We start from the raw sequence: 24,223 nt of genomic DNA on the forward strand, positions 1-24,223 counted from the left end.
GTCTTCTTAGTTTCCCTTCCAGTCGCTCTTCCGTTCTCGCTGCGCGATGAGCAAGCGAAGCGCCGCGCTTCGCTTGGCGCGCCCCTTCCGCTTCGCTCCAGGGGCTGTGGAGCCGGCTCGCTTCGCTCCCCGGTCCGCGCGAAGCGCGGGCGTTCACTCCGCTTCGCTCCGTGAACGCAGTGAACGGGCATCGCTTCGCGATGCCCTGACGGCCTGCCACTTCGTGGCTGGCCGTCAGGGATTCCGCTTCGCTCCACCCCCAGGCCCGGGCCTACTCCGCAACACCCCCAAGCAAGTAGCGGACCTGGACCTGGATGAAGCCCTCCTCGCCCACCAGCACCCGGCTAGTCCTGACATCGGACACTTCTATGTTTCTTTTTGCTGTCGAGATACAAACTGGACTCGTATGACCTCCCCGAATGAGCGCGACCATACTCCCGGGCCGGCCCTCTGCAGCTCGTGTCCAAAGTGGTGACCGGTACCCAGATTCGAACCGGCGTTCCCGCATCGGGGTGGCCGAACCGGTCGGTGAGGACCGGGACGTTCATCCCTTGACGCCTGTGCCGCCCAAGGAGCAGGCGTATCGGCCACGGGCCGGTACATCGCCAACAGCCGTCCAGCAACGCGACTGCCTTCGGCCGTCGCCGAGCTCGGCAGAACACGGACGTGGAGTATTGGCCCTGGGCCACAAGACCAGACCCAATCCGCCATCCACGGCAGTGCCCCTTGACGACCGCTTAGCGGCGCGACAGGCGGTCGAACTGCGGTCAGGTGGTCGGCACCATAGGTCGTTGCTCTGCGTCGCGCGCCAGAACATCGACGGCCGTAAGCAGCAGGATCGATCCGAGGACAAGTGTCGTGCTGAGCCGCTCACCGAGCACGACGGCAAGGACAACGGCGGGGCGGGCTCGACGCTACAAGCACCGCCGCGGTAGTACTGGGGATCCGACCACCCGCGGATAGGAGACAGTGAGCTCTCTCTGGGCATCGCCGAGATACGGGTCAAAGGGGGCAATGAGTTGATCTTGAAGCCCTGAAGGGGTTCAGGCTGTGCCGTCGGGCTCGTCTGCTTCGGCGAGGATTCGGTAGACCGTGGCGACTGAGGGGCGCTGTCCCTTGTTCTTGCTGGGCGGTACTGCAACGCGCGTACCCCACTCTCGTGGGCTTCGTAGCGGTCTCGGGGACGGTGGCGTCGATCGCTGGGCCCATCTCCCCCGCGCGGCCAGGGCCACGATCGGCCGGGGTGCGGACTTCGAGCTCGGCGCGGAGTTGGGGGACGAGCATGAACGCGGGGTGTGGTACTTCGGGGCGACCTTGCCGCCGCGGGTGCGGCAGGTGCTTCCGGCGGGCACCTCACAGGTGGAGCGGTCGAACTGTTCGACGACGGCGGCCGGTTCGGCGAGCTCTGGCATGTCGCAGAACCTATCGCGAGGGGCTTTGCGCGAAAGCTGTTCTGCGAGAGGTTATGAGAACGAAGATCAGGGGCAAACCGGACACGGCCCGGCGGGAGTCCGTGATCTCTCAGAACTACTCATTTGTGAAAGCCGCGTACCACCGCCAACCCGCCGATCCGGGTCGTGATACCCGCCGGCCCGCGTCGGGCCGAAGCGCGCACGCTGGCCGGTCGACCGAGGGTGTCGCCCTGCTCCACCTCGATCGCGACCGTCTGCGCCCCTGTCGTGTCAAGCAGGTGGGCGGCCAGGCAGCCGGTGCTGTTGGCGTTGGCGACGTCCTCGTCGACACCCATCGCCGGCGCGAACATCCGCGCCGCACCCGGCCGGTCGCCCACCGGCGATACGTACACGAAACAGCCGAGGAGCCCGTACCGCCGGCACGCCGCTGTCAGCCTGCCGAAGTGTGGGCGGACCCGCAGCAGCGCCGACCGGTCGCGGACGGGTACCAGTATGCGTGGTGCGTCGGGCGCGGCGATCCGTGGCGCGTTGGTCGGATGCGGATCGTCGGCGGTGAGCCCGAGCGCGGCGACGATCGCGGCGCGCTCGTCCGGTGCCGGGTGTCGCAGCGCGACGAGGCCCTGGTCGAACCACACCTCGATGCCGGCGGGGCGGCGGATCGCGACGGTGTCGAGGGTGCGCCCGCCGGTGTGTTGGCGGTCGTTCAGCTCGCCCAGCGCGGTGCGGGTCAATCGGATGGCCTGCGCGGCAACGGTGCCGTGGCCGCAGCTGGACAGTTCGGCGGTGGCGGTGAAGAACCGGACCGGCCAGCCACCGTCCGGCGTCCGCCCCGGGCCGAGGAACGCCGCGTGCGAGGTGCCAGCCGCAGCGGCGACCGCACGCCGGTCAGCGTCCGTCGCCGCCGGGTCATCGTCGGTGACGGCCGTGGGGCTGCCACCCCGGCCGTCGCGCCGCACGCACGCATCAACCACCGTGACATCCGGCCAGGACATCGGCCCACCTTTGACGCTCAACGAACCGGCAACCGCGAACGGCGTTCCGGAGATAGCCGGGACCTGGCCGCAACGGCACGCTCCGAACGCGCGTCCCGGAGCGTGCCGTCCTGCCTCAGCCGGTGCCGTCCTGCACTGGATAGTCGATAACGACCAAACCGCCGGTGGCGTAGTTGCCGACATCGGCGGCCAGCCGCCGGCCTTGCGGCGACGACCGCGCCGCGGCCAGGGCGGCGGCGTCAGCGAAGTCGGCCTCGAAGACCGCGAAGTATGGCGCTTCTCCGTTGGCCGCCGCCACGTCGAAGCTGTAGCGCCACGCAAGCAGGCCGGGCCAGTCCATGACCAGCGGAAGGTGGTTGTTCACGTAGTAGTAGCGGAAGTGGTCAGGGTCGGCAGGCTTGGGATACAGGACCACCGTCTTATGCATGACGGCCTCCGTCCAGATCAGGGTCGGCGGGCTTGGAATACAGGACTCTCATCGGTTGGTCCTGGTCGTGATGGGGAGGAAGTCGGCGAAGCGAGGCGCGCCGGGCTCGTGCGGCACGCGCGTGGCGCGCGCGGCGAAGCTGACGGCGTGGTACCACCCGCACAGCAGAAGCAGATCGAGTAGCTGGAGTTCATCGAAGACCGACACGAGCCGTGTCCACAGCACGTCATCGATGTCGGAACGCTCGTGCAGCGCATCGACAGCGAGGATGAGCAGCCGTTCCCTCTCGGACGTCCAGCACTCGTCGGCGGGGGCGCCGTGCACCAGGGATGCCGCCTGCTCACGGGTGAGTCGGACCCGCTCGGCGAACGTCATCATGTGCACGCCCCACTCGTACTCGCAGCCGCACAGCGCGCACGTCCGGTCGATGACGATCTCGCGTTCCCGCATGGTCAGGGTCAGCTGTCTGCCCAACTCGTAGCGACCCCACCCGAGCATGGCGTCGGCCATGGGGATGTTTCTGGCGAACGTCCGGAACAGCCCGATCGGCGGGGCGTCCCCGGGCATCATGCGCGCGAGCAGTGCACCGGCCTGGTCGGTGTACGGCGGGTCCAGCAGGGCTATCCGCGACATCGGCTCTCCCGTCGAGTTCGTTTCGAAATCAGAAACGCCGAGTGGATGCTAGTGTTTCGAATAACGAAACGCAAGGACTAGGAGGGGCATGCCGACACCGCGCCCAGGAACACCGGTTCGTGGATCGACGACCGGCCGTCCCCTCATGGCCGCGATGGACCTGTTCGGCCGTCGGTGGGCGCTGCGCATTCTCTGGGAACTGCGTGAGGGCCCGCTCGGCGCCCGCGCGCTGCTGGCACGGTGCGAAGGGCTGTCGTCCAGCGTCCTCTACCAGCGGCTCCGTGAACTCGCATCGAGCGGGATCATCGCCCCCTCGGCCGATGGCTACGAGCTGACTCGGCTGGGGACAGCACTCCGTGATGCCCTCCGTCCGCTCGACGAATGGGCGATCACCTGGGCGCAGGAGCAGGAACACAACGATCAGGCGCCCACGGAGACGTGAAGGTCACGCCCGACCAGGTGGAGCGGTGATCTGACGGCCGCCGACTCGGGACACGGGCTCGCGCGGCCTGCGAGAACCCCTCGGTCGCTGGCTCGTCGACGCGCAGAGGGGTGAAGTCGACGTCCGGCTTCGGGTCGTGCGCGTCGGGCTGGATGCCCCTTTGACCCGTATCTCGGCGATACCCCCTCTCCATCCTGCGGTGGGCAGACGTGAAGATGTTGATCGCTTCGCAGGCCGATGTCGAACGCTGCGGCAAGCCGGGTGTGGGTGTCACGGCAGTGCAAGGTGGAAGGCAATGGGCCAACCGGATACGCGAGCCAGGATCCAGGGGGCAGCAGCGATGGTGTTCCGCCGGCACGGCTACTCGGCCACTGGCCTCAAGCGGATCGCGACGGCGGACGTCTTCGAGGAGGGGATCCAGAACCGCTACGGGTGGCCGGCGGGGTGATGGGTGGTCCGCTCAGTGTGCGGTGTCTTCGGGTATCGTCAGCGCCACGATCGTGCACGGCCCTGTTCCGGCGTCAGAAATGCGTACAACGCCTGCGTATTTCCAGCTAGTTGACGTTTCACAGGGGACTTCCAGTCAGCAGAGGCAGCGGCCGGGGGCACGGGGTGCTCCTGGGGCGGCGGGGAGGCTTCATGAGCAGGACGGGCGCGCGCCCCAGGGTGCTTGTCGTGGGGGCGGGCCTGGCCGGCACGGCCACTGCGATCAGACTGCTCCATTTCGCGAGAAGACCGCTGGAGATCATCCTGCTGGAGCGGCGGGCGGACTACCGCTCGGCAGGGGTGGCTTACCACCGGGACGGAAATCCCTGGGACCATGTCTTCAATATCCAGGCGGGCCGGATGTCGGTGTTCCGCGAAGATGTGCTCGATTTCATCAACTGGGCCAACCAGGAGGCCGACCGCCGGGAGTGGCCTCGGCGCTGGGCCTCCTGGACGTTCACCGAACAGGGCCCCGCTCCCCGCCGCATCTTCCAGGATTACCTCGGCGACCGGCTGGCGGAGGCCGTTCGCGAGTCGTGCTCCGGGGTGGTCCTCGTCGAAGCGGACGGCGAGGCGCTCGATGCGCACCGCTGCGACCGGGGCTTCGAGGTGGCCGTCAGAGGCCTCTCCCCCCACGTGGCCGAGGGACTGCGTCCAGGCCCTCTCGCCGACACCTTGCTGCTCGAAGCCGATCACGTCGTACTCGCCACCGGGCTCGAACTCAGAGAGCCTGCCTTCGCGGCCGGCGTCGCGGATCATCCCTCCTTCGTCCGTAACCCGTACTCCGCTTCCGCCATCCGTAAACTCACCTCGCTCCCGGCCGAAGCCTCTGTGGCCATCGTCGGCTCCGTGCTGAGCGCGTACGACACGGCGGGCCTGCTGCTGCGCAACGGGCATACCGGCCCCGTGCGGATGATCTCCCGGTCCGGAACGCTTTTCCGCACCTACCCCGGCGCCCACGAACACGGAGTGGTGCCGCTGCCGCGCCCCGACATCCTGATGGAGCCCTATCGCGGGCGCGAGGAATTCCTCGCTCGTGTCAGGACCGCTTGGCAGGACGCATGCTCGTCCGTCAGGGTCAGGTACCCCGAGATCGACTCCGTGATCGTCTCCGAACGGGTCGCGAAAGCATGGGAGCCGTACCTGCCGGAGGCCATCGACCGTGTTCCTACCGAGGAACTGCGCTGCCTGCTGGACGAGTTCTCCACCGGCATCGCGGCCCTGCGGGTCGGGGCCGTGGCGTACACCATGGAGATCATCGAGCGAGCGATGCACCCTCAGGACGGGCGCGTGGAGCTGGTCCTCGGCCGGGTGCGGGAGATCACCCCCGCGCCGTCCGGGCGGCTGACCGTCTCCGTGGCCGCACAGCACGAGCGGCACAGCTTCGAGGCAGACCTCGTGGTATCGAACTTCGGCAGGGAGTCCGACTACGCCAAGGCCGGGCAGCCGCTCTGGCGCAACCTTGTCCGGAACGGCATCGCAACCCCTCACGTCCGTACCGGACGGGGCGTGGAGGTCGACGCGTGCGGAACGCTGCTGGACACCAACGGTCATCCGGCCGGACCGATCTCGGCCGTCGGCGTGCCGAGGGAGGGCGACGAGATCGTCAGACACGGTCGGACCGGTGCCTTCGCGTTCAACCTCGCTGCCATCAAGAACCACTCCGTCGCCGTCGCCGCCCACATCGTCGAACAGCTCGAACTGCGCCGGGACGGTTTTCACCACCTTGCCGCACGGCACCCCCAGTACCGGAGCTATGTCAGCAACCCGGAGGAAGCGGTTCGGGAAGCACTGGAGGAGTCTGTGGAACTGGAAGTGCGGAGGCTCGCCAGCCGTGAACGCAAGAGGAGGGAAGCGCTGGAATCCCGTCTGGACGCCCGCATTCGCTCCATGGGCGGTCTTCCCGTACTTCCGACGGACGTCCCCCACGAGGAGCGCCTGATCAGGGCGTGCGTCAACCGGGTGGCCGTGGACAGGCTCAACGACGTCTCCGTGACACCACGGCAGCTGCGTCGGCAATTGGGGTTGGAGAATACCGAACATCCGGAGGACTAGTTGAACGGGAACGGGCGACGGATTCTGGGCACTCTGCTGGCCGGCGGGTCCGAGAATGTTCTCCGAGGCACCTGCAACCGGACGCGAAGCGCACAGGAGGGGGCCATCCTCGTCGCGTCTTCGCTGGAAGCGGGCCTCTACGATGCCATCGTGGCCGCACGGGCCGTGGTGTGCGGCTCCGGCGGTCTCACCGGTCACATGCAGTCCCTGTGCCGCGGCAGGGGAATTCCAGTCCTGCGCGTGGACGAGGCAGACCTCGCCGATCTGGCCGGCGAGGTGACGCTCTACTTGGAGAGCGCGTCGATCGTCGTCGCGCCGCGAACGGCCTCCCCGCCCGGGACCGTCAACTCCGCCCTGGACGCCATTGGTTCGGCGTGTGCCGTCATCGCGGACCTGCAGGACATCACAGCCGTCAACTCCTGCGGCCCCAACGCCTCACACGTGGAGTCCTTCTTCATCCGGGAAGAGTTCCTCTGCCTTGCGCTTGGGCTGCGCCCGCTTGACGCCATGGCCGGTGACGCCGCGGCCGTCACCGCCTACGGGCAGGCCATCGGGGAGCGCCTCTGCGACTTCGTCAAGGAGCTTCTGCCCGGCCAGCGACTCGTCCTGCGGATGCTCGACCTGCGTTCCGATCACGCGGCCGACGTCACCGAGACCGCCCCCGTCGCAGTCGAGCCCAACCCCGAGATGGGCATGCACGGCGCGCGATGGCTCCGCAGCTCCACCGCCTACCGTGACTCCCTCCACACGGTGCTGGCGACGCTGCGCAAGCGCCTCGACGACGAGGCGGAACGAGTGTGGCTGTCGGTGCCGTTCGTCAGCGACGAAACGGAGTTCGCGCAGCTCAGAGATCACCTGGCATTACCCGACGGAACGCCCCTGTCCGCGTTCGTCGAAACGCCCTCGGCCGTCCACGCCACTTCCGCGCTGTGTGCCGCCGGCGCCAGCGAGCTCTTCGTGGGCCTCAAAGACCTGGTGCAGTTCTACCTTGCCGCCGACCGGGGTAACCATTTGGTCGCCGATTCCTACCGCACCCGCCATCCCTCTGTCCTGGACGGTGTGCGCAGTGTCGTGGAGTCCGCCCGTGCCGCGGGCACGCCGGTACGGGTCTTCTCCCTGGCATCGGACCTCGAGCACTACCTCGCACATCTGCCCACGCCCGACGGCTACATGATGTGCACAGCGGAGCTCCGGCAGCTGCTCCTCTCCCCCACCTGAAGGCCCCACCCCATGCGCTGCGCCGTCCCACATCCGACCTCTCCGTGAAAGGGCTTCCATGACGCACATCTCGCTGGACAACGACCTCCCCGGCATCACCGGGCTAATGGCCAACCGGCCGGACACCGCCGCGCCGCTGAACCACCTCGCCGAGACCCTGCTGCGCGCTCCCGCCTCGCTCCCCCAGGGCGAGCGGGAGCTGATCGCCGCGTACGTCTCCCACCTCAACCGCACCCCGTTCTGCGCCGGATCCCACGCCGCCTTCGCCGCCGCGCAGCTGGCGGAGGGACAGAAGCTGGTCGACGCGGTCCTCGCCGACCCGGCGACCGCCCCCATCGATGCCAAGCTGCGCGCGCTGCTCGCGGTGGCTGCCGAGGTGCAGGCAGCGGCCCGGGCCGTCTCCACCGAGGCGGTGGCGGAGGCCCGACGGGCGGGCGCGAGCGACGCGGACCTGCACGACACCGTGCTGATCGCGGCGTCCTTCTGCATGTTCAACCGCTACGTCAGCTGCCTGGACACCGCGCTGCCGGTGTCCGACGACTACTACCTCGAATCTGCCCACCGGATCACGACCGTGGGCTACGGTCGCGCCGTGGACGTCCCGGCCTGAACCGTTCGGGCGTTGGTCGTTCGCCGGTCCCGCCGCCGCGAGGGGGTCCCCCGCGTCTGTCGGCGCGTGCGGATTATTACGGCGTAATACTGCGAGTGTCCGGGCCTGGTCCTCGTGGGCGGGGGGTCTCCCCCGGCTAGGTGAGGCGGTCACGCACCACGCCGCCCGGATATTACGCCGTAATAGGTGAAGGGCGGGGTGCGCATTATTACGTCGTAATAGTGCGCACCCCGCCCCGTGCGGCGGCTACTTCTCCGCCCTCATCCGCTTCGACTCTTCGATCTTGAAGTCCACGAGCAGCTCGGTGAGCTTGCGGCGGGACGAGACGTCGAGCTCTTCGATGATCAAGCTCGCCAGGGTGTAGGCGTCTGTGGAGGGCAGGCGGGTCGGGGGCTCCGCTGGGGGCTGCCGCTTCTGCTTGGGGGTGCGCGGCTTCTGGCTCCTGGTGGCCTTCAGGTGTTCCAGGTGGGCCTCCTGGTCCTCGGCCTTCTTCTTGCCGACCAGGCGGAGTGTGGCCGCGGATTCCTCGCCCGACTGGAGCTTCTCCTTGAGTGCGGGGGTCAGCGTCAGCAGCGCGAGGCGCTGGGAGACCCAGCCCTGGGAGCGGTGGAGGCGGGCGGCGAGGGCTTCCTGGGTGCCGTGGATCTTCAGGAGCTGTTCCAGGGCCTTGGCCTCGTCCAGGTGGTTGAGCTCCTGGCGGTGGATGTTGGCGACGAGGGCCGATTCCAGTATCTCGTCGGGGTTGCTGCCCAGCTTGTCGTCCAGCATCACCTTGATCTGGGTGAGGCCGGCTTCGCGGGAGGCGGCGAGGCGGGAGTTGCCGTCGATGACGACGTACTTGGTGCCGGGTTCGAGGTCGTCCTCGCGGCCCGGGTTGCCTTCGAGGTAGGCGAAGCGGCCCATGATGCTGATCGCGGTCTTCTGGCCGTGGTCGCGGAGGCTGTTGGCGAGGTCGGTGAGGTCACCGAGGTCGGACCTCGGGTTGTCGGGGTTGAGGCTGATGGTGTCGACGGGGAGCTCGACGGGGGGCGGGGCGCCCTCGGTGGGGGCGGCGGCGACCTGGTTGATGGCGGCGCGGCGGGCGCTGATGGACTGGGTCTGGCCGAAGGAGGAACCGGCGCCGAGCCGGGATGCCTTGCTCATGAGATCTCCCGGGCGAGGGCGCGCAGGCCGACGGCCTGGTCGCAGCGGGGGGAGTAGGCGAGCAGGGGCTGTTTCACGCGTACGGCCTCCTTCTGTTCCTTGAGGTCACCGATGACGCCGACGACCCTCGGGTCCTTTATGTCCATCCAGGAGTTGAGGGACGAGGTGGCGATGTAGCCGCGGCGGGCGTCGTAGTGGTTGACGACGATGCCGAGGTAGTCGAGTTCGAGGTGCATGTCGTCGCGGAGGTCCTCGATCTGGGAGGTGAGGAGGCCGTAGGCGTCGGCGGAGCTGTCCTCGGCCTGGACGACGACCAGGACGCCGGAGTTGCCCGGGGCTTCGCCCTGGCGTCGGCGGCCGTAGTAGGCGGCGGCGTCCATGCTGAGGCCGAGGCTCGGCGGGCAGTCGATGATGACGGCGTCGTAGTCGGCCTCGATCGCGGACAGGGCGCGTTCCAGAGCTGCTTCGCGGGCTCGGACCCCGGAGAGCTTGACGTCGAGGAGGAAGGCGTCGGTGCAGGCGGGCAGCAGGTGGAGGCGGTCGCCGAAACGGGGGTCCTCGATGGGGACGACGAGATCGGCGAGGCTGCCTTTGGCCTCTCCGGCCATGTGCTTGGTCAGGCTGTCGCCCTCGATGGGCAACGGCTGGTGCCCGAGCTGCTTGGTGAGGTGGCACTGGGGGTCGAAGTCCACGAGGAGGACGCGCAGTCCGAGTCCGGGGAGGTCTTCGTAATCGAGGGGCGAGGGGTCTTCGTCCTCGGCGAGGGCGGCCGCGAAGTGCTTGGAGATGCGGACCGGATGGAGCGCGCCCGGGTCCTCGGCGAGTGCTTCACCGGTGCCCGCGGCGATGGCGGTCTTGCCGACGCCGCCCTTCTGGTTGCAGGTGATGATGCGCTTCGGGTGCTCGGGGCGTACGACGGTGGGCGCCGGGTTCTTCTCCAGCCACATCACGACGGACTGGGCGAGGCCCTGGATGAGGGAGACGCCCCTGGACGCGCAGTCGGCGCGGAAGCCGTCCCACTGGCCGTCAGGCAGGAAGGTGGCGAAGGACTTGGCACCGGCGGTGTCGATGGGGGAGAGGTTGGAGCCGAGCCGTCGCCATGCCTCGATGCCTGCTTCGACGGCGTGCTGGATGTCGATGTTGTGCTGGGCGGCCCGGATTTTCAGGTCCTGTTGCAGTACCGGGGGCAGCTTGGAGACGACCTTCTCGCGGTCGCCGAGGGAGGGCGAAGTCATGGCAGCCACCTTACTAACTCCGATGATCCTTTTCGGTATCGACGCGTTAGTTCTGACTGCTTTTGTTTTGAGGGTCACTCAAGAGCCCGGCTCCTGGGTGGTGGGGGAGCCGGGCTCGGGAGTCTTGGGAGCGGGGGCCGGTGCGGTTATTACGGCGTAATAGATCGGCGGAGGAGGGTGGGGGTGGGGGTGGGGGGATTATTACGGCGTAATGATCCCCCCACCCCGTCAGCTACCGGTCTCCGATGTCGCGGCAAGGCCGCGTTGCGAACGGGGTGTCTTGTCTCCGACCCGCTTCGGCTCGATCGTGCTCGGGTCGACGGCCTCGCCCGGGGCGCCCTCGTGGTACGGACCGTCGGGGTCGGCGTCGCGGTCGTGGGGGAGCAGGAAGAAGACCCGGCGCAGGTGGAGACCGCTGTCGGGGTCGGCCTCGGTGTGGGCCTCCAGCTCGGTGTAACCGACCATGCGTCCGTCGCGTTCGTAGCGGGGCTTTCCGCGGCGGCGGGTGGTCTTGTCGAGCGCCTGGCGTACGTAGTCGAGGTTGTCGGGGTTCTCCAGCCAGACCACGGCGTTCTCGTGGTGGAGGTCGCTCTCGTTCAGCAGCGAGCTCATGGCTGCAGCCCCTTTGTGTGTCGGCCGGCCGGGAAGAGGCCGGGGTGGGTGTGAGCACGTTCCCTGGTGGGGGCACCGTGTTCATGGTAGGCCGGACCGGCGGGTGTGTGCCGGGTGCGTACGTCAGGCATGGCCGGTCCTGGAGTCGTCGTCGGTGAGGAGTCCCAGGCCGGGGTAGTACTTCTTGCCGCTGGACTTCATCATGTCGGCGGGCGAGGCGAGGGAGAGTTCCTGGCGGACCCGGGTCGCGAACGCGCGGGCCGTGGCCGGCCGGATGCCTTCGCCCGCCCCGCACCAGCTGCTGTACGCGGCGTACAGCAGTCCCTGTTCCACGCGGAGGTCCGCGGTGTGGGTGGTGCAGCACTCGGCGAGGAAGCGCCCGATGTGGTCCTCGGTGGTGGCATAGGCGGCGGTGGCCGAGCGGACCGTGGCGGGGCCGTCCAGCGGGTCGCGAGTGGCCAGGTAGAGCTTGGCGCCCTCGATGAGCCACTGCAGGATGCCGGGGCCCTCGCTCTGGACGAGCTCCTTGGCGAGGTTGTCGATCTTGCGGGCTGCCGGAACGACGCGTTCGAACGGAATGAGGCGGATGCGCCGCCAGAACGCGTGACCGCCGGTGCCGACTTCGGGGCGGTGGTTGCCGAGCAGCCAGAGCTTGTGGGTCGGGTTGAAGCTGAAGAAGTCCTGCCTCATGCGGCGGGCCATGATGCGGTCGCCGCCGGTCAGCAGCTTCACCCGGGACTCGTCGAACTTGTCGTTCGGCTTGAGCTCCGAGCAGACGACGATCCGCCGGCCGTGCAGCTCGGTGAGCTCCGTGGAGTGCTCGGAGAACTTGCCCTTCTCCATGAGGAAGCCAGGCGGGGCCGCCTGCGCGTAGTCGCCGAGGATCTGCGTCATCACGTCGAGCAGTACGGACTTGCCGTTCGCGCCGGTCCCGTACAGGAACGGGAGCACCTGCGCGCCGACGTCGCCCGTGACGGAGTAGCCGAGGAGCAGGTGGAGGAAGTGGATCGTCTCCTCGCCCTTGGCGTCGTCGCCGAACGTGTCGTGCAGGAACCGGTGCCAGCGAGGCGTCGGCGTCTTCTCCGGCGCGACGCTCGTGGCCCGGGAGTGCATGTCGCCCTCCGGATCGGGCTTGCGCAGGTTCCCGGTGTGGAGGTCCACGACCCCGGCCGGGGTGCACAGGGCGTAGGGGTCGCCGTCCAGGACGTCCGGGTCCAGGGCTAGGGCGGGGGACGCCTTCGCCTGCGTGAGCATGGCCTTGATGCCGGGAGTCGACATGGAGCGGCGGCGGTGTGCACGCACTTCGCGGTCCGTGAACTGGCCGGTGGGATCGGTGGGAGGCATCTGCTCGGCCAGGTCTCCAGCCGCCCAGACCGCGGCCTTCTCGCCGCCGGTGCGCTTCCAGCGGTACTGGTCCCAGTGGTACCAGCCCAGGCCCTCGACGTGCCGGAACTGGTCGCCGAACATCATGGCGAACAGCTTGGCGTTGCCCCGGTCGGTCAGGAGGGAGGGCAGGCGGCCCTCGGGCGGGGCCGGTTCGCTGACCGCGGAGGCGTTCTGCTGGGCGGGCAGGCCGGGAAGGCCGCCCTCGGCTTCGAGGGCGAGCATCTGCTGCGCTGCGGCAGTGGCGTCGAAGCGCGGGCTGCTGTCGGCGCTGCTCATGGGCGTCCTTCGGGATCGAGCGGGCGGGCTGCGCCGGCGGACAGGGCTGAGGCGATGACGGTGAGGCTGTGCCGATGACGGTGAGGGCGCGCGGCGTCGGCCGCTTCGGTGAGCAGGAGCTGGGCACGGGGCTCGGCGAGGCGCCCGGCGGCGACGAGGCCGCCCGCGGTGTAGGCGGCCCGGTTGAGTTTCTCGGTGAACGCGGTGCCCTCGGAGGCCGCCGCGCAGGCCCGGACCTCGGCAAGCAGGGGCTCCAGCACCCGGAGCGCGCGCGGGGTGCCCTGGGCGGCACGAGTCGCGCGTACGGGGCGGGGCGCGGGAACCCGTACGGGCTCGGGGCCCGGTGTGTGGCCGGTGCGCTGGAGTTCGGCCGCGAGCCAGTCGGGGAGGGGGGCGGGCATGCGGGCCGGGCCGACGGGGGTGTAGGTGCCCGAGGGGGTGCGGGTGGCCGGGGTGACGATGTAGCCGCCGGTGGCCCGGACGTCGACCTGCCAGGCCAGGGCGACTTTGGGGCTGGAGCCCACGGACGAACGGTAGCTCGGTCCGTCGGGGGTGGTGCGGTACCAGATGTGGAGGCCGCCCGAGGGGGTGCGGACGCGCAGGGTGGCCTCGTCGTCCGCGGGGCTGGGGTGGCCGCGCAGCGCGGCGAGCAGGGCGAGGGTGTCGAAGCCGGAGGCCAGGCCGGTGAGGTTGACGCTCTCGTGGATCGGGATGCCGGGCAGGAGCCGGTCGCGGTGCGGGACTTCGGCACTGTGTGCGTCGATGTCCAGTACGACGAGGCGGGCCGGGCCGCACGAGACGCCGACGCCGAGCTTGGGGTTGACACCCCACCAGGCGGCCAGGCGTTCCGGGTCGGTGGTCGCGGCGTGGAAGCCGTGACACCACTTGCCCGCAGGCAGGCAGGGGCAGTCCGCCGGGCGGTGGGGGTCCTCGCGGCAGGCCGGGCAGTTGCCCGCGGGGGTCTTGCGGCCGACGGCCAAGGGGTGGACGGGCCAGCCGTTCGCCGCACACCAACGGGCCATGTCGAAGGGACTCGTGGGTCCCGCCGCACGCGGGCCACTGGTCTCTCTTTGACGCGGCACGCTGATTCGTCCTTGCCGAGGGGCCAACAGGTTGTCCAGTCCTGAACGATTCAGTCCCTCCAGAGAAATCCCAGGTCAGAGTGGCTTCACTGCCAGACTGAGGGACTGAAGGGACTGAGTTTTCAGATTCGGATCAGAGCCTACAACAGGGGTCCCTCAACGGACGGGACTCTTCGTTCCGCGAGTCCCTTCGGTCCCTTGCCCGTGGGGGTGTTGTACGTCCGGGCCGGGCGCGGCGGGCAGGTCTGCCGGGGGCGGCGAGGAGGGACCGAAGGGGAGGGACTGAACGCGGAACGGAGGGACTGGGAGTTTCGGTCCCTCTTCGGTCCCTCGGGTGAAAGTGCAGGTCAGAGGCTTGCGAGTGAAAAACGGAGGGACTGAAGGGACTCAAGGTCGGTAGTTATCAGCGCTTCAGGACCAGAGTAGTAGGTACAAAGGGATATATAGGGTTGTTCTACGCGCGTGCGCATACACACGCACCCACAATTGGCTTATAACTACCGACCTTGAGTCCCTTCAGTCCCTTCAGGCCCTCGGTCATGGTGGGTGCAACGCTTTGACCTGCGGTTTTGCCGGAGGGACCGAAGAGGGACCGAAGGGTGAGGGACTGAAAGGGCTTCGGTCCCTAGCCGTTTGCGGGGGAGGGGTCGGGCCGGAAGGCGTCCAGGTGATCGGCTGCCCAGTCGCGGAATGTCCGGGCGGGCCGCCCGAGCAGGCGGGGGAGGGTGGGGCTCACATCCGCCTTGGAGCCGCTGTGCTGCCGTCTGGCGCTCTCCAGGAGGGCGGAGGCGATATCGGCCGGGTAGCGCGCTTCGAGGGCCGCACGCGCCCGCTGAGGGCTCAGGTCCTCGAAACGCAGCGGCAGGCCGAGGAGCTCGGCGAGCTGGGCCGTCTGCTCGACGGCCGACAGGGGCTGAGGGCCGGTCAGGGTGTAGGCCACGCCCGCGTGGTCCCGGACCCGCCCGGTCAGGGCCAGGACGGCCGCCTCCGCGACGTCGCCGGGGTCCACGCAGGCGTTGGCGGAGGTGCCGTACAGGGCGCGCACGACGTGGTCGGAGCGGATCGAGCGGGCCCACGACAGGGTGTTGGACATGAAGGCGCGGGGGCGCAGCAGGGTCCAGCCCATGCCCGAGGCGCGCAGCAGGTCCTCGTTGTGGCGCTGGCGGCGGGTGATCAGGTCGTCGGCGTCGGGGTCGGTGACGGCGGCCGCCGAGAGCTTGACGATGTGCCGTACGCCGGCTGCGCGGGCCGGGTCCAGGAAGCGCGTGTCGTCTTCGCCGTCGGGATTCGTGACCAGGAAGGCGGTGTGGACGTTGTGCAGAGCGTCCGTCAGGGAGGTGGGGTCGGTGAAGTCCCCGTGGACGATCCGGGCGGCCGGAGGGGCGCCGGTGACCCGCTCCGGTTGCCTGGCCATGATGCGTACGGGTTGGTCCGAGGGGAGACGGCGGAGCACTTCGCGGCCGATCGTCCCGGTTGCGCCCGTGACGAGGATCATGGTTTCCCTTTCCTGCCGGACATTTCCCCGACCAGGGCGGAGGGAAGAGGCCGGGCTGTAAGATACGAACTGGACGGTTTATTTATCCCCCCACGTTCGACGACCCCGAGGAGGGAGGAGAGACAGTGGCTGAGCAGCTGCGGGCCATCCGTACCCGACAGACGATTCTTTCGGCGGCTGCCAAGATCTTTGAGGAGCACGGGTACCAAGCGGCCACGATCTCCCAGATCCTCACCGAGGCGGGGGTGACCAAGGGCGCGCTGTACTTCCACTTCCACTCCAAGGAAGACCTGGCCCAGGGGGTTCTCTCCGAGCAGGACCAGCGGATCATCGTGCCGATTCGCGCGTCCAAGGTGCAGGAGGTCGTGGACGTCGTGATGCTCCAGGCGCACCGGCTCCAGACCGATCCGATGGTGCGGGCGGGCGTGCGGCTGACGATGGACCAGCTGACGCAGAACCTCGACCGCAGCGGACCGTTCCTGCGGTGGGGCGAGGTCGGTCTCGACCTGCTCCAGCAGGCGCAGGCCCAGGGCGAGTTGCTGCCGCACATCTCGCCGCCGGAGACGGCCGAGGTCATCGTGGGAGCCTTCGCCGGCATCCAGTCCATGTCGCAGGCCGTGTGCGAATACCGTGACCTGGTGGTGCGGGTGTCCGCCCTGATGCGTCATCTGCTGCCCAGCGCGGTGGTGCCGTCCGTGCTGGCTTCGCTGGACCTGTCCGAGTCCCGGGGGGCCAGGGTTTACGCGGAGGCCGTGAAGGCGGCCGACATGCGCGATGTCCTGGAGACCGCGAGCTGATCGCAGCGGGGCACCCGGTCTCACCAGGCCGGGGCGCCCGGGCCGAAGTACGCCGCCAGGACCTGCCGCAGGTCGCCGTCGCCGGGGACCCACGCGAGATAGCCGTCGGGCCTCAGCAGCGCTGCCTCGTACGGCACGCTCGGTGTGGGCCGCGCCTCCACGGTGCGCAGCCGTTCCTCCCAGGCCCGGGCCTCCTCCCGATGGCGGCCCGCCTTCTCGCCGAGGAGCAGCAGGAGCGGCCGCCCGTCGTGCAGCAGGCGGATGACGTCGGTGTCGCCCTCCGGGGTGCTGAGCGCGGTATTGCCGAGGTACATTCCCGCGGCCGGTCCGCCCGCGCCGGTGGGGTCGGGCAGGACGGTGTCCTGAGCGCTGATCAGGCCGCTGAGGTGGCCGCTCCCGCCCTCGTCCGCGAGGAGGCCGGTGAAGACGGTGCGCAGGGCGTCCGCCTCCGGGCCGGGGCGCATCAGGGCGAGCTGGGCCAGGGTTCCGTCGATCACGCGGCGGGCTTGCGGCCGGCGTTCCGCGTCGTAGCCGTTCAGCAGGGTGGGGCCCGCCCAGCCGCGCACCGCGAGGGCGAGCTTCCAGCTCAGGTTCAGTGCGTCGAGCACGCCGGTGCTCAGGCCCTGGCCGCCGATGGGGAAGTGGACGTGCGCGGCGTCGCCGACCAGGAAGACCCGGCCCAGGGCGAAGGTGCGGGCCAGGCGGGCGAAGTCGCTGAAGCGGCTCAGCCAGAGCGGGGAGTGCATCGCGATGTCGCGACCCGCGATGCGGGCCACCTCGCTGCGCAACTCCTCCAGCGTCACGGGCCGCAGCCGGTCCGGGTGGGCGCCGTCGCAGTTGAGGGTCCGCAGGTGGGTGCGGCCTCCGTCGTGCTTGGCGACGATCCAGCCGCGCGGGGTGCGGTGCCAGCCCTTCGGCAGAGCACCCGGATCGGCCAGTGTCACGGTCCCCATCAGCGCGGACACCGTGGCCGGAAAGGTGTCGGACTCGATGCCCGCCCGGGCGCGGACCGTGCTGCGGGCGCCGTCCGCCCCGACCAGGTACCCGGCGCGGAAGTGCCGCTGTCCTTCGGGGCCCTCGGCCGTGATCCGGACGCCGTTCCCGTCCTGGACGGCGTCGGTGAGCCGGTGGCCCCGCAGGACGCGGGCACCGGCGGCACGCGCCCGGGCCTCCAGGCGGCGTTCCAGGACGGCCTGGGCGCACTTGAGGACCGGTTCGGGTTCGCCCGGGGGAGCGGCGATCGTCAGGCCGGGGAGCCCCGCGAAGTGGAAGGCGCTGGTGGTGGGTTCGGCCGAGTACGGGGGAGGCCCCGGGAGGTGGCCCCGGCGGGCCAGGGACTGCACCGCGCGGGCGTGCAGCGTGGTGGCCTTCGGCTGGTCGGAGACCTCGGTCCTGGGTTCGAGCAGTACGGTGTCGACGCCGTACGCCGCGAGTTCGGCCGCCACGAGCAGGCCGACCGGGCCTCCGCCTGCGACGAGCACCTGGGCTTCGATGAGGCGTTCCCCCTGCACGGCGGTGGTCCTCCCTGTCCGTGGGTGTCCCGGCGCACAGAAATATACCGGACGTGCTGTTTCTTAGCCATCCTGGCTCGGGTCCGGACCGGGAACCGCTGCGGGCGTACCGCTATGGCTGCAGTTCACGGGTGCCCGCCGAGGACATCGGGCCGCCCTCGGAGCGCTCGGTCTTGTGGCCCTTGCTGCCCGGTGCCAGCGTCCGCACGTCCACGGCCTCGGCCGGGGCGCCCCGCGCGTACAGCCCGTCGGGTTCGGTGTCCCGGTCGTGGGGGAGCAGCCAGAAGACCCGGCGCCGGAAGGTGCCCGAGGAGCGTGACGGTTTGGCCTTCGGGCCGAGCAGGGCGTAGCCGACCATTCTTCCGTCGCGGTGGTACGCGGGTTTGCCCCGGCGGGTCGGGAGGCGGTCCAGGCTCTGGCGGACGTAGTCGAGCACGGTGATGTCCTCGAGCCACACGAGGTCCACCTCGTGGACGATCTCGTCCTCTGCGATGAGGGCGCTCATACTGTCTCCTCGTCCGCGAGCAGGCCGATGCCCGGGTAGTACTTGCGCTGATTGGAAAAGATCATTTCCTTCGGTGATGCCAGCCCCACCACTTCGCGGATGTGTGCCGCGAACGCTCGCGACGAAATCGCCGGAACGCCCTCATTCTGGCACCAGCGCTTGTACGTCGCGTAGAGCTGGGCCTGTTCGGCGCGGAGTCCGGCGTCGATCCGGCAGGTCTCGCCGACGAACCGCCCGGTGTGGTCCTCGGTCTCCGCGTACACGGTCGTCGCGATCCGTACCCGCTCGGGCCCCGAGAGGTCCTTGTCGCCGCCCAGGTAGCGGCGGGCGCCCTCGATCAGCCAGTTGAGGATGCCGGGCCCCTCCTGGGTGACCAGGATGTCCGCCAGGTTGTCGATCTTGCGGTGGTCCGAGACGACGCGTTCGAACGGGATCAGGCGCATGCGGCGCCAGAACGCGAAGCCGCCCGTGCCGACTTCGGGGCGGTGGTTGCCCAGCAGCCACATCTTGTGGGTCGGTTCGAAGCTGAAGAAGTCCTGACGCATCCGGCGGGCCTTGATCCGGTCGCCGCCGGTCAGCAGCTTGACGCGGGCCTCGTCGAAGCGGTCGCCCGGTTTGACCTCGCTGCACACGATGACGCGCCGCCCGTGCAGTTCGGCGAGGTCCGTGGGGTGGCCCTCGTACGGGCGTGACATCAGGAAGCCGGGCGGCGCCGCGTCCGCGTAGTCCCGCAGGAGCTTCATCAGGACGTCCAGCAGTACCGACTTCCCGTTCTTGCCGGAGCCGAACAGGAACGGCATCACCTGGCCGCCGACGTCACCGGTGATGGAGTAGCCGAGCAGCAGCTGGAGGAAGGAGATCATCTCCTCGCCGTCCGCGCCCTCGCCGAAGGTGTCGGTCAGGAAGCGGTCCCAGCGCGGGGTGGGCATCGCCTGGGGGGCCGCCGAGGTGGAGCGGGAGTGGAAGTCCTTGGTGGGCTCCGCGGGGCGGATGAAGCCCGTGCGCAGGTCCACCACGCCCGCGGGAGTGCACAGCGCGTACGGATCGGCGTCCAGGAGCGCCGCGTTGAGGACCATGCCCGGGGCCGACTTCGCCTGGGTCAGCATCGCGTTCATCCCGCTCGTGCTGAGCGTGCGCCGCCGGTGCTGCTGGAGCGCGGCGGGAGTGAAGACGCCGCGCGGGTCGGTGGTGGCGAGGGATTCCGCGAGGTCGCCCGCCGACCACATCACGGTGTCGTCCTCGTCGAACTGCCAGCGAGTGCCGTCCCAGCGGAACCAGCCGATGCCGGGCACATGGCGGTAGTCGTTGCGGTAGAGCCTGACGAACAGCTTGGCGTTGCCCCGGTCGGTGAGGGTGTCGGGCAGCAGTCCGTCCGACGTCGCGTACGGCGTGGCGGCGTCGTCGCGCTGCCGGGGCTGCGGTACGGGCTGGGCGAGGATCTGCGCGGCCACGGCCCGTACGTCGAAGGAGGGCGGGGGCAGCACTCTGTCCTGGTCCGCGTTCACGCGCGCCCCCCGAGGGCCAGCGGCCGCAGCCGACCCGCGCCGAGGCCGCCCCGGATGATGGCGAGGCTGCGCCGTTCCTGGTCCGGGCGGGCCAGCCCGGCGGCCTCGCGCAGCGCCCGCACGGCGTCGTCCTCGGCGAGGTGCCCGGCGGCGACTAGGCCACCCGCCGTGTACGCGGCCCGGTTCAGCTTCTCGGAGAACGCGGCGCCCTCGGGGACGGAGGCGCAGGCGGTGACCTCGGCGAGGAGCCCCGCCAGCAGACGCTCGCCCGGTGCGTCGGCCCGGCCGCCCGCCGCGAGCACCGCCTGCCGGGCCCGGGGCGGCACGGGTCTTGGCCCCGGTGCTGGGCTGGTCGGGAGGTGGCCGGTGCGCTGGAGCTCACGGGCGAGCCAGGCGGGCAGCGGGGCGGGGGTGCGTACGGCTCCGACGGGGCGGTAGGTCCCGGCCTCGGTGACGGTGCCGGGCGCGACGATGTACCCGCCGTGCGCCCGGACGTCGACCTGCCAGGCGAGGGCCCGCCCGCTGCCCGAACCGGCCGAGCACTGCCAGCGGTGGCCGCCGTCGTTGCGGTACCAGACGTGCATGCCGCCCGACGGGGTGTGGACCCGGAGCGTGGACGCGTCGTCCGCGGGGCTGGTGGCGCCGCGCAGGGCCGCCAGCAGCCCCAGCGTGTGGAAGCCGTTGGCGAGCCCGGTCAGGTCGATCCCGGCGGCTATCCCTACGCCCGGCAACAGGCGGTCCCGGCGCGGCAGTTCGCGGGCGTGCGCGTCGATATCGATGACGACGAGGCCCGCCGGGCCGGTGGCCACGCCGACCCCGAAGTCCGGGCGGACGCCCCACCACTGCCCGATCCGGTCGAGGTCGAGCGTCGCGGCGTGGAACCCGTGGCACCAGCGGCCCGCACGCAGACAGCCGCAGCGGGCGCGGTCGTGGTCCCGGCGGCGGCACGCCTCGCAGTTGGCCACCGGCGTCTTGTGGCCCGGCGCGAGAGGATGAACAGGCCACCCCTGGCGCGCGCACCACCACGCTGTCGTCAAAGGCGGCGCGGCGCCCGCCTCAGCCCCCGTGAATTGCTGTGAGTCGCCGCGCGAGACCCGCAGTTCAGCTGCCATTCACTTCCCCCATCAGCGACTGAAGCGACTCAACTCGCAAAATCAGATTAGCGAAACCCCCGGGGGCGAAGAGGCTCATGCGGCAGAACGGGCGGGCCCGTCCAAAGGTGCCCCCAGCTACTCACGACCCGACCGCGGCCGGCTCCGGTCGCTCGGTCGCTCTCGGCGGCCGCCGCGAACCCCCAGTTCACGGCTGTGCGGTCGGCGGAAAAGCGACTGAAGCGACCGAAGCTCTCCATATATGACGCACACGCGCGCACATGCCAATGGCCGCATATATCTGCCCCATGGGTCGCTTCGGTCGCTCCGTGTTCCTGTCAGGCGTGTGACCTGCGGTTCCCTCTCAGGATTTTCAGCTACCGAGCAGAGTCCCGGTCGCTCGGGTCCGGTCGCCGGATGCGGGAAAACGGTCCGGCCGTCTCCAGCCGGACTGAACCCCGGCTCCAGTGGCGGCGGCTCGGCATGCGTAATCGGTGAGACATCCATGAGTGTTCCAGTGAGCGGTTCGATAGGGTGGCGCACGAGGTGATCTTTTTGTCCCACGAGGAGCAGCTGCTGTTCAGCGCGGTCGACGCGCTGCTGGAGCAGATCGCGCAGGACCCGCTGCCGCCGCCGGCCGAACGCAAGCGGCTGCGCGAGGCCGCCGGACTGAGCCAGGACCAGGTCGCGAAGGCGCTGAAGAGCCGCCGCGAGTCGGTCGGCAACTGGGAGTCCGGGCGCAGCGAGCCCCGGCCGCCCAAGCGGGCCGCGTACGCCCGGCTGCTGGAGGGACTTGCCGCGCGCTTTGCGCCGGAGGAGGAGGCGGCCGCGCCCGTCGTGCCGGCCGCCGAAGCCGCCGAGCCTGCCGAGGCCCCCGAAGCGGTCGCACCCGTCGTCGTGGAGTCCACCGAACCCGGGACGGCCGAGACAGCCGTCGCCGAACCGACCGCCTCCGCAGGCCCCACCCCCGTGCCCCGCACGACCGAGGGCAACGCCTCCCCGTACGAGCACGGGCCGCTCGCCGTCATCGACGCGGATGGCGGCGAGGTGTTCGCGTACTGCGTGGGCGGGCTGGTGCTCGACGTGCCCGCCAAGACGCTGCCCGTCCTGGTCGAGTGGGCCCTGGGCGAGGCGCGCCTCGGTGCCGAGCGGCTGCACCCGAGCGGTCAGGACGCCGACCCGCTGCTCGTCCTCACCGAGGCGGCGTGCGAGCGGTTCGGGCTGCCCGTACGGCTGTCGCGGGAGGAGGGGCTTGCCGGGCGGCTGCCGGAGGACCACAAGGTGCTCAAGCAGTTGGCGCGGGCCGAGTGGAAGCTGACCCGGCGCGGGTTCGGCCCGTGGGCCCGGATCTACCGGCCCGCACGCGGTGCGCGCCGCAGCTGCGTCCAGCTCTGCATCCCGCCCTGGAACGCGCTCGACGTCCGCCACTGGAACGGCGCCTCGCAGCTCCCGCCGGCCGAACTCGTGCGGCTGCTGGGAACGTACGCGTCGCGCGTGATGACTCCGCGGGGTTCCACTGCCGTCACCGGGCTGGAACTCATGACCTCGCTGCACCCGCCGACCCGGGCGAGCGCGCCCGACGCGGACGGCAAGCGGCACAGCGAGCGCAACCCCGGCTCGCTCGGCACCGAGCCCGTCGAGTGCGCCCCCTGCGAGGCCCCCGACGGGCACCCGCTCCTCGCCGACCTGCCCCGCTTCCACCAGCGCGGCCCGGCCGAGATGCTGTTCGAGGAGGCGTACGACTGGGCGCGGCCGCTCACGGACGACGAGTGCCTGAAGCGCCATCTGGTCGGCATCGACGTCAACCTCGCCTTCGGCGCGGCCGCCAACGGGGCCGTGGTCGGCCTGGAGGCGCCCGTGCACGTGAACAGCCCCGCGTTCGATCCGGCGTTGCCCGGCTCCTGGCTGGTCGACCTGTCCCACGTCGACCCGTCGCACGTCGTGATCGGCAAGGAGTGGCGGCGACTCGACGGGGACCTGCTGCCCAGCCCGTTCACGCCGAAGGGCGACCGCCCGGAGGGCCCCGCCTGGTACGCGACGCCGACCGTGGCGTACGCGGTGGAGCTCGGCTACGAGGTGGCGCCCGTCGAGGCGTGGGTGCGCCCGGCCAACGGGCGCTACCTGGACGGCTGGTACAAGCGACTGCGCGACGCCTACGTGACGACCATGGCGGACCTGGGCGTGAGCGAGGGGCTGGCGCCCGACGCGTTCCTGGCGGCGATGGACGGGTACCGGGACCGTGATCCGCAGCTCGCGGTCGTCCTGTCGGCGATCAAGGCGACGGTCAAGGGCGGCATCGGCAAGCTGAGGGAGCGGCCGCGCGGCGGAGGCTGGCGGCCGGGCCAGCCGTGGCCCGCGCTCAGCCGGCCGACCTGGCGCCCCGACATCCGGGCCGCCGTCATCTCGCGGGCCCGGATCAACATGCACCGCAAGATGGTCCGGCTGGCGGCCGCGACGGGCCAGTACCCGGTCGCCGTGCTCTCGGACTGCGCGGTGTACGCCTCCGACGGGCCCTCGCCGCTGGACTTCCTGCCGTACCGGGACGGCAAACCGCTGCCCGGGGGCTTCCGGCTCGGGGTCAGCCCGGGAATGGTGAAGCACGAGGGCTCGCAGACCACGCTGTGGGCGGAGGCCGTCCGGGAGGAGTACGGTCCGGAACTCAACCTGGCCCGGTACATCAAGGACGGCGCGGTCACCGCCAAGGACGACGGAGAGTAGGGGAACCAGCCGATGAACACGGTCGGGGAAGGTCTCGACGAGGCGGTCCAGCGGGCGTTCACCCGGCCCGCGCCCAAGTCGGCCGGTGCGCAGATGCGGTACCTCGTCAAGCAGCTCAAGGGCACCAGGGCCGTCGCCGCGCTCCTGGGGACCACTCAGCGCACGGTCGAGCGGTACGTGCGCAACCAGCTGAAGAAGCCCCGCCCGGAGCTGGCCGCCCGCCTGGAACGGGAGGTCAAGCGGCGCTGGCAGCCGCAGATCCAGGCGAAGGCCCGCAAGGCGGCGGCGACCACCGGCGGCATCGTCATCGACACCCGGGCCCGGTTCGGCTACACGGCGGCGCCCGGCTCCACCGACGACGCGCGGCTGCGTCACCTCACCGTGGCGCTCCCGCCGACGTACGCGGCCCGGCTCTTCGAACTCCGGGAGCAGGGCGGCAGCGACCGCCAGCTCCAGGAGGTCGCTGCCGAGGGACTGCAGGAGATCTACTTCAAGGACGGCGGGCGCCGGGCGCAGGGGCTCCTCGTGGAGTACACCGACCTGGAACACGTCGCCTTCGACCTCTGACGAGCCGTCGCGAAGGCGCCGTCCG

The 24,223-nt window shown here is 70.2% G+C and carries 20 protein-coding genes and 1 pseudogene; 8 read left to right on the forward strand and 13 right to left on the reverse strand.

Going from position 1 to position 24,223, the window contains the following annotated elements:
• Positions 1 to 1,531 precede the first annotated feature (1,531 nt).
• The 3 genes from AB0L33_RS34275 to AB0L33_RS34285 all read right to left on the reverse strand — a co-directional run bounded on the left by AB0L33_RS34275 (position 1,532) and on the right by AB0L33_RS34285 (position 3,464).
• Positions 1,532 to 2,404 (reverse strand): PhzF family phenazine biosynthesis isomerase, encoded by an 873-nt coding sequence (locus AB0L33_RS34275; RefSeq protein WP_365687597.1) that lies wholly within the window; start codon positions 2,402 to 2,404, stop codon positions 1,532 to 1,534.
• Positions 2,405 to 2,519: 115 nt separating this feature from the next.
• Positions 2,520 to 2,831 (reverse strand): EthD family reductase, encoded by a 312-nt coding sequence (locus AB0L33_RS34280; RefSeq protein WP_365687599.1) that lies wholly within the window; start codon positions 2,829 to 2,831, stop codon positions 2,520 to 2,522.
• Positions 2,832 to 2,879: 48 nt separating this feature from the next.
• Positions 2,880 to 3,464 (reverse strand): carboxymuconolactone decarboxylase family protein, encoded by a 585-nt coding sequence (locus tag AB0L33_RS34285; RefSeq protein ID WP_365687600.1) that lies wholly within the window; start codon positions 3,462 to 3,464, stop codon positions 2,880 to 2,882.
• A 145-nt stretch (positions 3,465 to 3,609) separates the two neighbouring features.
• Between AB0L33_RS34285 and AB0L33_RS34290 the strand changes: the two genes are divergently transcribed.
• From AB0L33_RS34290 to AB0L33_RS34310, 5 genes are all read left to right on the forward strand, one after another.
• Positions 3,610 to 3,906, forward strand: coding sequence for a helix-turn-helix domain-containing protein (locus tag AB0L33_RS34290; RefSeq protein ID WP_365687602.1), 297 nt, complete (start codon positions 3,610 to 3,612; stop codon positions 3,904 to 3,906).
• Between the two features lie 295 nt (positions 3,907 to 4,201).
• Complete coding sequence (locus AB0L33_RS34295; RefSeq protein WP_365687604.1) at positions 4,202 to 4,354, forward strand: hypothetical protein; 153 nt, start codon at positions 4,202 to 4,204, stop codon at positions 4,352 to 4,354.
• A gap of 191 nt (positions 4,355 to 4,545) precedes the next feature.
• Complete coding sequence (locus AB0L33_RS34300; protein ID WP_365687605.1) at positions 4,546 to 6,447, forward strand: FAD/NAD(P)-binding protein; 1,902 nt, start codon at positions 4,546 to 4,548, stop codon at positions 6,445 to 6,447.
• Positions 6,448 to 7,665 (forward strand): putative PEP-binding protein, encoded by a 1,218-nt coding sequence (locus AB0L33_RS34305; RefSeq protein WP_365687607.1) that lies wholly within the window; start codon positions 6,448 to 6,450, stop codon positions 7,663 to 7,665.
• Positions 7,666 to 7,723: 58 nt separating this feature from the next.
• Positions 7,724 to 8,275 (forward strand): carboxymuconolactone decarboxylase family protein, encoded by a 552-nt coding sequence (locus AB0L33_RS34310; protein ID WP_365687609.1) that lies wholly within the window; start codon positions 7,724 to 7,726, stop codon positions 8,273 to 8,275.
• Positions 8,276 to 8,710: 435 nt separating this feature from the next.
• Here the strand turns inward: AB0L33_RS34310 and AB0L33_RS34315 are convergent.
• The 6 genes and pseudogenes from AB0L33_RS34315 to AB0L33_RS34340 form a co-directional block, all read right to left on the reverse strand.
• Positions 8,711 to 9,418: pseudogene (locus AB0L33_RS34315) on the reverse strand (ParB/RepB/Spo0J family partition protein); the annotation flags it as partial.
• Entirely contained in the window at positions 9,415 to 10,653 is a 1,239-nt protein-coding gene (locus tag AB0L33_RS34320) for a ParA family protein (protein ID WP_365687611.1), read from the reverse strand. The gene AB0L33_RS34320 and the pseudogene AB0L33_RS34315, both read right to left, overlap by 4 nt.
• Positions 10,654 to 10,881: 228 nt before the next feature.
• Positions 10,882 to 11,265: a DUF6009 family protein gene (locus tag AB0L33_RS34325; protein ID WP_365687613.1), complete on the reverse strand. Its 384-nt coding sequence runs from the start codon at positions 11,263 to 11,265 to the stop codon at positions 10,882 to 10,884.
• 123 nt (positions 11,266 to 11,388) lie between these two features.
• Positions 11,389 to 12,927, reverse strand: a complete 1,539-nt coding sequence (locus AB0L33_RS34330) for a phage/plasmid primase, P4 family (RefSeq protein WP_365687614.1) — start codon at positions 12,925 to 12,927, stop codon at positions 11,389 to 11,391.
• Positions 12,924 to 13,949, reverse strand: coding sequence for a bifunctional DNA primase/polymerase (locus AB0L33_RS34335; RefSeq protein ID WP_365687616.1), 1,026 nt, complete (start codon positions 13,947 to 13,949; stop codon positions 12,924 to 12,926). The genes AB0L33_RS34330 and AB0L33_RS34335 overlap by 4 nt, the downstream gene beginning before the upstream one ends.
• Positions 13,950 to 14,634: 685 nt before the next feature.
• The gene (locus AB0L33_RS34340) at positions 14,635 to 15,504 is read right to left on the reverse strand and encodes an NAD(P)H-binding protein (protein WP_365687617.1); all 870 of its coding nucleotides are present in this window, start codon (positions 15,502 to 15,504) and stop codon (positions 14,635 to 14,637) included.
• Between the two features lie 125 nt (positions 15,505 to 15,629).
• Between AB0L33_RS34340 and AB0L33_RS34345 the strand changes: the two genes are divergently transcribed.
• Positions 15,630 to 16,301 (forward strand): ScbR family autoregulator-binding transcription factor, encoded by a 672-nt coding sequence (locus tag AB0L33_RS34345; RefSeq protein ID WP_365687618.1) that lies wholly within the window; start codon positions 15,630 to 15,632, stop codon positions 16,299 to 16,301.
• Between the two features lie 20 nt (positions 16,302 to 16,321).
• On the opposite strand, the gene AB0L33_RS34350 is transcribed toward AB0L33_RS34345, so the two are convergent.
• From AB0L33_RS34350 to AB0L33_RS34365, 4 genes are all read right to left on the reverse strand, one after another.
• A complete protein-coding gene (locus AB0L33_RS34350; RefSeq protein WP_365687619.1) occupies positions 16,322 to 17,812 on the reverse strand; it encodes an FAD-dependent monooxygenase in 1,491 nt (496 codons plus the stop codon).
• 112 nt (positions 17,813 to 17,924) lie between these two features.
• Entirely contained in the window at positions 17,925 to 18,317 is a 393-nt protein-coding gene (locus AB0L33_RS34355) for a DUF6009 family protein (RefSeq protein WP_365687620.1), read from the reverse strand.
• A complete protein-coding gene (locus tag AB0L33_RS34360) occupies positions 18,314 to 19,801 on the reverse strand; it encodes a phage/plasmid primase, P4 family (RefSeq protein ID WP_365687633.1) in 1,488 nt (495 codons plus the stop codon). The genes AB0L33_RS34355 and AB0L33_RS34360 overlap by 4 nt, the downstream gene beginning before the upstream one ends.
• 17 nt (positions 19,802 to 19,818) lie before the next feature.
• The gene (locus tag AB0L33_RS34365; protein WP_365687621.1) at positions 19,819 to 20,787 is read right to left on the reverse strand and encodes a bifunctional DNA primase/polymerase; all 969 of its coding nucleotides are present in this window, start codon (positions 20,785 to 20,787) and stop codon (positions 19,819 to 19,821) included.
• A gap of 681 nt (positions 20,788 to 21,468) precedes the next feature.
• Here AB0L33_RS34365 and AB0L33_RS34370 point away from each other — a divergent pair.
• Together AB0L33_RS34370 and AB0L33_RS34375 are read left to right on the forward strand one after the other, a co-directional pair.
• Positions 21,469 to 23,631 (forward strand): helix-turn-helix transcriptional regulator, encoded by a 2,163-nt coding sequence (locus tag AB0L33_RS34370; RefSeq protein WP_365687635.1) that lies wholly within the window; start codon positions 21,469 to 21,471, stop codon positions 23,629 to 23,631.
• Positions 23,632 to 23,643: 12 nt separating this feature from the next.
• Positions 23,644 to 24,198: an XRE family transcriptional regulator gene (locus AB0L33_RS34375; protein ID WP_365687623.1), complete on the forward strand. Its 555-nt coding sequence runs from the start codon at positions 23,644 to 23,646 to the stop codon at positions 24,196 to 24,198.
• Positions 24,199 to 24,223: the final 25 nt, after the last annotated feature.

Origin of the sequence: Streptomyces sp. NPDC052299, from assembly GCF_040679335.1 — a bacterium.
Taxonomy (GTDB): Bacteria; Actinomycetota; Actinomycetes; order Streptomycetales; family Streptomycetaceae; genus Streptomyces.